Source organism: Dietzia sp. NCCP-2495 (assembly GCF_026011735.1).
Taxonomy (GTDB): domain Bacteria; phylum Actinomycetota; class Actinomycetes; order Mycobacteriales; family Mycobacteriaceae; genus Dietzia.
Map to the genome: position 1 here is coordinate 1 of NZ_BRVN01000046.1, position 7880 is coordinate 7880.

At 61.7% G+C, this 7880-nt stretch carries 8 protein-coding genes and 1 riboswitch; of the genes, 6 read left to right on the forward strand and 2 right to left on the reverse strand.

Annotation, left to right across the window (positions count from 1 at the left end; genetic code table 11):
• Window positions 1–282: 282 nt before the first annotated feature.
• A complete protein-coding gene (locus tag OPF83_RS17180) occupies window positions 283–1236 on the forward strand; it encodes a hypothetical protein (RefSeq protein WP_264888862.1) in 954 nt (317 codons plus the stop codon).
• A gap of 206 nt (window positions 1237–1442) precedes the next feature.
• A complete protein-coding gene (locus OPF83_RS17185; RefSeq protein ID WP_264888863.1) occupies window positions 1443–2246 on the forward strand; it encodes a recombinase family protein in 804 nt (267 codons plus the stop codon).
• 37 nt (window positions 2247–2283) lie between these two features.
• Here the strand turns inward: OPF83_RS17185 and OPF83_RS17190 are convergent, their stop codons facing one another.
• Entirely contained in the window at window positions 2284–3138 is an 855-nt protein-coding gene (locus OPF83_RS17190; RefSeq protein WP_264888865.1) for a hypothetical protein, read from the reverse strand.
• Window positions 3139–3542: 404 nt separating this feature from the next.
• On the opposite strand from OPF83_RS17190, the gene OPF83_RS17195 reads away from it, so the two are divergent.
• The 4 genes from OPF83_RS17195 to thiD all read left to right on the forward strand — a co-directional run bounded on the left by OPF83_RS17195 (window position 3543) and on the right by thiD (window position 7197).
• Window positions 3543–4298: a YfbU family protein gene (locus OPF83_RS17195; protein ID WP_264888866.1), complete on the forward strand. Its 756-nt coding sequence runs from the start codon at window positions 3543–3545 to the stop codon at window positions 4296–4298.
• A 7-nt stretch (window positions 4299–4305) separates the two neighbouring features.
• Complete coding sequence (locus OPF83_RS17200; protein ID WP_264888867.1) at window positions 4306–5079, forward strand: hypothetical protein; 774 nt, start codon at window positions 4306–4308, stop codon at window positions 5077–5079.
• 501 nt (window positions 5080–5580) lie between these two features.
• Window positions 5581–6048 (forward strand): NUDIX hydrolase, encoded by a 468-nt coding sequence (locus OPF83_RS17205; protein WP_259842295.1) that lies wholly within the window; start codon window positions 5581–5583, stop codon window positions 6046–6048.
• 157 nt (window positions 6049–6205) lie between these two features.
• Window positions 6206–6297: riboswitch (TPP riboswitch) on the forward strand.
• A complete protein-coding gene (gene thiD / locus OPF83_RS17210; RefSeq protein WP_309297803.1) occupies window positions 6280–7197 on the forward strand; it encodes a bifunctional hydroxymethylpyrimidine kinase/phosphomethylpyrimidine kinase in 918 nt (305 codons plus the stop codon). (Overlaps the previous riboswitch by 18 nt.)
• 157 nt (window positions 7198–7354) lie before the next feature.
• Here thiD and OPF83_RS17215 read toward each other — a convergent pair whose 3' ends face one another.
• Complete coding sequence (locus OPF83_RS17215) at window positions 7355–7660, reverse strand: Lsr2 family protein (RefSeq protein ID WP_264888871.1); 306 nt, start codon at window positions 7658–7660, stop codon at window positions 7355–7357.
• Window positions 7661–7880: the final 220 nt, after the last annotated feature.

Genomic DNA, 7880 nt, shown 5'->3' on the forward strand with positions numbered 1-7880 from the left:
CCGCGAGGATACGAGAACCGACTGCGTAGCCATTGATGCAGTAGCGCGTACGAACCCGTGTGGCGGGCCTAGTTGTCGTAGGCAGGTGCAAGGGTGTCCAAAACCTCGAGGGGCGCGGTCAGGTCACCGGCCGCACTTGTTCAGCCGCACATCGATCGGAGACAACTCATGGTTGAAGGACTCCACTCACGCCCTCACTCGGAGGCCGGAGCCAAGCGGGCGGTAACGCGCAAATATCCACTTGGTGAGATCGTGCCTAGGAAGCGGGTTCACTCTTCGAAGGTGGAGGAGCGAGTTCGGACGATGTTGGAGGGCCACGGAATCGAACTTCTCGATCCTCATCACGGCGTTCAAGCCGGGCTGGATCCCGAAGCTGGATACTGGCCGATTCTCACACCGGACCTCATCCTCAAGGGGCAGCGTGTGGCTGTAGAGGTCGATCCGACGGGGTCGCCGGATGGGCCGGCTGGCCACGACAAGAAGAGAGCTGCCGACGAGAAGAGAAACCGGCTAATGGCCGAGGCTGGTTGGACGCTGGTGCGTCTACGGCTGGGTCTGGGGCAAGGGAGTGCCATTGGCCCTTTTGACGTCGAGACAGAAAGCGTCAACGTGACCGTCGCTGCCATCGATGCGCTTGCCGAAGCGGTGAGGAGAGCGATTGCGGGCAGTAGCGGGGTTATCCGGTTCATTCCGAAGAATCCGTCCCCGCAGCGGAAACAGGCTTCGCGGCTTGGGGCAATCGGTCAGCACAAGTACGAAGACGGCTGGTATGTGTCTTGGCTCCAAGACTCCGGGGCGCGCGCACGTTATGTGCTCCTGGACGGTGGAAGGAACTTGTACGCAGGCGTCGGATGGGACCTCGAGTTTGTCGCGGACGTGGGGCTGGACTCGCTTCCTCGCAAGCGGTGGCGTTCAGAGCTTGAGGCGTTCTTTTCCGAGGATCCGTCCCCACTTCCGGCGAGCCGGTTTCCGTGGGGATCGGAGTTCTTTACGGGCGAGCACGATCTGAATGACCGGTTGAACAAACTTCGCATCTCTGCTGCGGAGTACACCTTCACCGCCAACGTTCCCAACGTCACTGAGTTCACTGGGTCTGCACTTATCGCCGATGGAAAAGTTTGTGCCGAACTGCACCCCGAAGCGGTTAGGTTGGGCTGGGAAGTGACAACGATTGAAGCCTGCCAAAGCCGCTTGGGTGAGTACCTAAGGGTCCGGCTAGTTCGCAACGCTGGGTGACTTCGCACTTCGGCGCAGGAGCTCCCGGGTTGCGGTTGTCGTGTCCGTAGCGCCACCTGCGCCGTCTCTCTAAGGTACACCCGTGCGGGACGACAACCCGCCAACAATTGTCGCTGTGTCGCAGGGTCTAGTTCGACACTTATGACACGTCTTCCCGTAGGGTCTAGGATCTATTGATACAGATTCCGGGCGAAAGGGTCTTTTCGATGGCTGACCGGATTGGGACGTTGCTGAACCGTTCGGGTGACGGTGGCGAGGAGGTGCTCATCGTCAGCCGCGGGAGCGTGCGGACCCGCTTTCGTCGCCGGGACGAGTTGGGTTGGAATTTTCGGGTGGAGTCGACGGACTCTGAGAACATCATCGAGCGGAAGCCAAAGCCAAGACAGGATCCGAAGCCGACTCGCCGGGCCTCGCGTCCTCGTGGGCAGCGGGTGGCGTACGTGCGGGTGTCAGCGGCCGATCAGAACGAGGCGCGTCAGCTCGAGGCGGTGGGGGAGTGCGACCGGGTCTATATCGAGAAACAGTCCGCCCGCTCGCGTGCCGATCGCGTGAAGCTCGAAGAGTGCATCGGATACCTGCGAGATGGTGACGAGCTGGTTGTTGCGTCGATGGACCGTCTCGCTCGTTCGTTGGTTGATCTCAAGCAGATCGTCGGCGAGATCACGGCTAAGGGGGCGAGTGTGGAGTTCATCCACGAGCGGGCCACCTACGCCGCCGGCGCCCAGGATCCTCGCGCAGACCTGATGCTCTCCCTGCTCGGGGCGTTCGCCGAGTTCGAGAGGGCCATCATCCGGGAACGCCAGGCCGAGGGCATCGCCATCGCCAAAGCGAAGGGCAAGTACAAGGGACGCAAACGCGTCCTGACTGACGAGCAGATCGACAGGGCCCGCGCCCGCGTCGAAGCGGGGGAGGGGCCGTCGGCAATAGCCCGAGACCTAGGAGTGGGCCGATCGACGCTCTATCGGGCTCTCCAGAGAGCTGGCGAAGGGGCCACCAGTGAAACGCCGTAGCTAACCTGCGGCGAAGGGCGGGAAGTGTCGGAGAGCTTTACGACTCCGAGATCATGCGTACAAGCAGTTCTGCGCTCTCCGACCCCAGCGTGCCTGAGACAGCGGTGCTCAACGCATTTAGCTGAGCCCTGACCCACTCAAGGCCACGCCTAGGTCCGCGGCTCTCGATCGCCCCAATTTCCTCGAGCAGATCTTGCTTCTCGACCTCCGGCAGGTCGGCATCTTCAACGTGACTCCGGAACTGGCTCAGTGCCGCCAGGATGTCCTCTACCGACACCTCAGAGCCGAAATGGGCAGTCATCGAGTGGCCCTGTCCGCCAATCGCTTGGTTCCCAATATGTTGGGTTCCATAGTTGTCAGCCGAAACGTTCATGGTCGTCATTCCTCCGGAAAGTTGAACCTGGTCGAGACTCATCTGGTTTCTAAGGAGTCGCTGGCCCGCTGCGGTCAGACGCGCTCGGATCATTGATCCACCCCAGGCTTTGGTCCCCTCGAGGTAACCGCCTGACTCGAGTTCCTCGACTGCCAGACTGACCTCTCGCGCGGAGAGCGGCCCGGTGAAGTCCGCAGCGCCCCCACTCTTCATCAGCGCTTCTGGGGATGTCTCGGGATGGGCCGCCAGCCACTCCAAAACCCGCCTTTGCGCAAGTGAAGAGCGGTAGCTCTCGCGCATCCGGTTGGCTTCTACACGGCCACGCGTAGTCAGAATGAAGTCGAACTGACCATCTAGGGTCAGGGTGGCGTGGACTAGATCGGCAAGTTGAAGCTCGCTGTAAACGGTCTCCGCGAGTGAAGGGGGAACCACTTCGTCAGGAAGCGTGCTGGCTCGCTGTCCTGGCTGGTCGATTAACCACCGGAGTACCCGCTCTGCGTGGAATGTCATTCCAGGCATCTTGCATCTCCTTCTCCGTGGGGAGTGAATGCACGGCGGCCAGGCGGAGGCCCGGCCGTTCTGGTCACTGTGTCATCTGGGTACGACACCAAGTCCCTGCTAAGTCGATCCCCACAGCAGCCTTGTGTCGAGACGACCTAGTAAGAAGTGAGCCTCCAACGCAAGTCCAGCGAGCAGGCGCGAAATGGGCATGTGCGCGGTGGTCAACTGATGTCTAGCAAAGCCGTGGCTCGATAAGACAGTCGTCTGGGCGGATCGATCTCAATCGTTACACCGTGATACGCTCTGTCAAACAGTTAAACATGTCATTGGACGGGGCTCTAGGGGGCAGGGTGGCTACGATCGCGTTTCGCGTAGAGGATGCAATGCGTGCAGAGCTGGAGGAGCTCGCGCGGAGTCGGGGCGTGAGTTTGTCCGACCTGGTCCGATCGACCCTGGAGGGCCTGATTCTTAGAGATGACCCCCGGGGGCGGTGGACGGAGACTGCTCCACGCACCCTGACCACCTACGAGCGGCAGATGCTGGCCCTGCAGCATCGAATCCTCGCTCACGTCATGCCGCTCAAGCATGAAGACGCCCCCACTGAAGACTGCGCCCAGGTGGAGGGGGACCCCGGTTATCAGCGCCGACGTGCGCAAATCTTGGAAGGTGGGTACGTCACCGAATACAGCGACGTATTCATCAGTACTCACCCCGAGATGACGGCCGACGAGTGCACTTTCGTGATGGATCTGCTGGACATGTTTCGAACCATCACCGTCAGCATCCAGCGGCTTCGGGGTGCTGGGCAGAGTGTCGACGACGAAACGGAACGGCTGTTGCGGTTTGACGGCTTTGATTACCAGATCGAGGCTGAAACTCGACTTCTTGACTACGTTCGGCATCTTGTCAGCGATACCCGTTGGTCTGAAGTGCTACCCGTGCTGGGACCTGATCACGACCACGGCAACTCCCATGGGCCGAGGTTGGACCTCTACCGGCGGCTCCTTGGCGAGTATCAGCTCATCCGCCACGAACAGAAGCCGCGATTTGAGCTGTCCGATTATCTCCTGAGCACCGACCAGCTGCAACGTCTGGCTGACGCGGCAACCTATCCCTCACGCCGGCGCGACCATCAGTCCGGCGGCACTGCGGGATCGCCTTCAACGGTCGAAGGCTGACGGGGGGATGGACCCGCGGAACAGAGGGGATCTCGACCAACTGACCGCTCGCTATCGAAGCCTGGCCGGCGGAGAGCGGGTGGCGTTCGTGGATGAGGCGTATCGACTTCCCAATGATTGTCGACCAGGGGAGAAGCCCTTCTACGCACTGGCCGCGGTGCTACTGGCACTCGAGGATCACGCGGATATTCGCGCAGACCTGCACCGCATCGTCGGCGGCAATTGGTGGCATACCGTCGAGGCGCAGCAGGCCCAAGACGGACTCCCGAAGATTGAGGCGCTTACGGACTATCTCGCTGACTATCGCGACCCCTGCGTTCTGGCCGTCTGTCACACCCCGGGTCCAGACGACCAGGCCATTGGCATGCGCGCGGTGAGCCTGTCTGCGCTACTCGCCGCACTCGGATCCCAGGCCCCACCCCCCGGGGTCGGGGCAGTTGAGGACCATCAACGAGCCGCCCCCTCGCAGGTAAAGCTGGTCGTCCTGGAGCGCCAACACAGGCATCAGGACACCGACCGGGACCTGTACACAATTAAGCAGGCGCGCCAGAGTGGCGTGATCGGCAGGCACTTCCCGGTGATGCACGTATCTCCATCGATCGAAAACCTACTCTGGCTACCCGACCTGGTCAGTCACACTTATCGTCGGTACATCACCCACGACGAAGACCTCGTCACTCGCCTCGACGGGCAAACGGTGACGATCGAACTGGCCGCAAATAAGAGCGACCCCCTGGGTGCCGCAGCATATGTCCAGGGGGTAAGCCGACTGTTCCAATAGGAAGGGTCGGTCTCTGCTCGCCCTTATGGTCCCGCACCTCTGCCACGAATGCAACCACGCGTGCCCCAGGCGTCCGCCGCGGCCGTCCTCAGTGCATGGCCCCGGCTTGGATCGGCACGGCACGGACTGTGGCCGATCTCCGTTCCGCCAGTGTCGCGCAAGGCCCTGATGCGTGCACTTCTCTTGCGCCGCACTGCTGTGCAACAGCTGTATGAGCCACCGCCATGGTGCGAGCTGCGCGAGTCCCAGACGCGGGGCACACGGGGTAGGTGTCGCGGTAGGGGATCGTCAAACGAGACACAGCTTGCGTTTGCTCTGGAGAGGCCTCGCTCCCGATCGCGATTGCGCGTGAGTGGGTCCGGATGCTCCTCAGGTGTTCGGGGCGGAGGCCAGGGGAGTGGCTCGAGATCAGGTTTGTGTCTTGTGGTCGGGCCCTGGTGGCCGGAGTCAAGCAGACTCGGGCGAACGGCGTAGCGATCACCCTAGGTCACACTGTTCTCTGTGAGTGCTGACGCGAGTATGACCAGGACCGCATCGATCCGTCCGGTGGTCGCGGTGATCGCAGTCGTTGTCATGGATGGCCGGGTTCTCCTGGTCCGGCGCGCAAATCCGCCGGACGCCGGACGGTGGGGATTTCCCGGGGGGAAGATCGAGTTCGGTGAGACAATTAGCCAGGCTGCACTCCGTGAGTTGGCCGAGGAGACCGCGATCACGGCCGAAGCGATGCGCATCGTCACCACCGTCGACGCATTCGACTTCGATGAACGTGGTGTTGTGACCAGTCATTTCGTTCTAGTCGCGGTGCTGTGTCGCTGGCTTTCAGGATCACTAGTTGCCGGTGATGACGCGTTAGAGGCGCGCTGGTACGGACTCGACGAGCTCGACGAGAGGCAGTTAGACCTCAGCGAGGATGTCGCCGAGGTCGCCGAACTTGCCGCGAGAATCTACGGGAACGAGAGCGGCACGTGATGCTCACTGGCGACATGATGACTCTGTCGGGAACGCACGATCTCTGAACGCCTGGGCCCACGTCCATCCTTGCGCGAGCCTCGTGGCCGCTCTGCTCAGGGCATCGGGGCCTGGCCACCTGGCTGTGGATGATTGCCCCATGGGACTAGGTATGCTGGCGCTCGACACGGGGTGCCCGCTGGGGCTGAGATCAAACCCGAAGAACCTGATCGAGTTCGGACTCGCGGAGGAATGTCGACGTTAAGCACTGCGTTGCAGGCGCTTTGGGACAACTTGCGTTCGCCCTCGTTCGGTTCAGGGATGCCGGAGACGAGGTTGGTGCTGATGATCGCGAATGTTCTATCGATTGCCGGGACGGACCCGAGTGGTGGTGCGGGTATTCAAGCGGATCTGAAGACGTTTTCTGCTCTCGGTGTTTATGGCATGAGTGCGATCACTGCGGTGGTCGCCCAGAACACGCACGGCGTGCGGAGATTCGTTGCGCTCGAGCCGGCCTTCGTCGCGGATCAGCTCGCCGCGGTGTTTGACGATGTGCGTGTCGATGCGGTCAAGATCGGCATGGTCGCCAACGCTGGGATCGCTGTGAGTATCGCTGAGGCACTGGATGCGTATCCGCGTTGCCCCGTAGTGCTTGATCCGGTGATGGTCGCCAAAAGCGGCGACCATCTGCTTGACCCGGACGCCGTCTCCGCGGTTCGTGATCTATTAGTGCCGCGAGCGACGATTCTCACCCCCAATCTCCCTGAGGCTGCGGACCTGACCGGGGCTTCGGACGCGATCGCAGATGTCGAGCAGATGCGTGAGCTTTTGCCGGCCCTGCGTACGCTCGGAGCACCCTGGGTGCTCCTCAAAGGCGGGCATCTGCCAGGACGAACGAGCGTGGACATCCTCACCGGCGCGACCACGGTGGAACTATCCACGACCCGTGTGGACACCAACAGTGACCACGGCACCGGGTGCACCTTATCCGCCGCTATCGCCGCGCTAGTACCGCATAACGACGTCGTCGCAAGCGTGCGCCTGGCTAAGGACTACCTCACGGGAGCTCTTCAGCGCGCCGACGAGCTCGATGTCGGTTCCGGTCACGGACCTGTGCACCACTTCCACGCGCTGTGGAGTGCACCGGCTATGCGCGGCGAGCGCAGGTAAGACCATTTACTTGTCATAAGGTAAGTTATCGGCGTGAACATAATGCCTAGTGGCGCGGCGTTTTGAGACGTGACTAGTTCGCTGGGTGCTTCTGGTCGGCGTGACTTGTGGCGTTGATCGGAGCACGGCGCCGGCGGGCCGGCGCTGTGCTGCCTGGTTAGTTGGCGGCGGTGTATGCCTGCATCACCTCAGCGGGTATGCGTCCGCGGTCGGAGACGTCATACCCGTTGGATCGGGCCCAGTCGCGAACCCGCTTGGACTCATTGGCTGAAGTGGTGGTTCTGCGCGAGGTCTTGGCTTTGCTCCCGGCGACTCGGTGGCCGGCGTTGATGTACGGCTCTAAGACTTCGCGAAAAGTGTCAGCGTTAGCATCGCTGAGGTCGATGGAATAGTCTTTGCCCTCGAACGCAAAAGTGATGGTGTTTGCTTTGTCGCCAAGGTCGGTGCCGTCGAGATCGTCGATGAATCCGTCCGAGGGACCAGTACAACTCGATCAGCTGGGTGTTGACCCGTCGCTGCGCCGTGAGGCGTGCTTGTCGGACCCTGTTCTTGAGATCCTCGACGAGGTGCCCATAGTTGGTTGGCAGGTCCAGGTCCCGGGTGTTCACTCGCCCATCCTGACAGGTCCACTCCTGCGAACCTGCCGCGACGCCCGCTGTATCACCAGCGTTCGGCTCCGACAT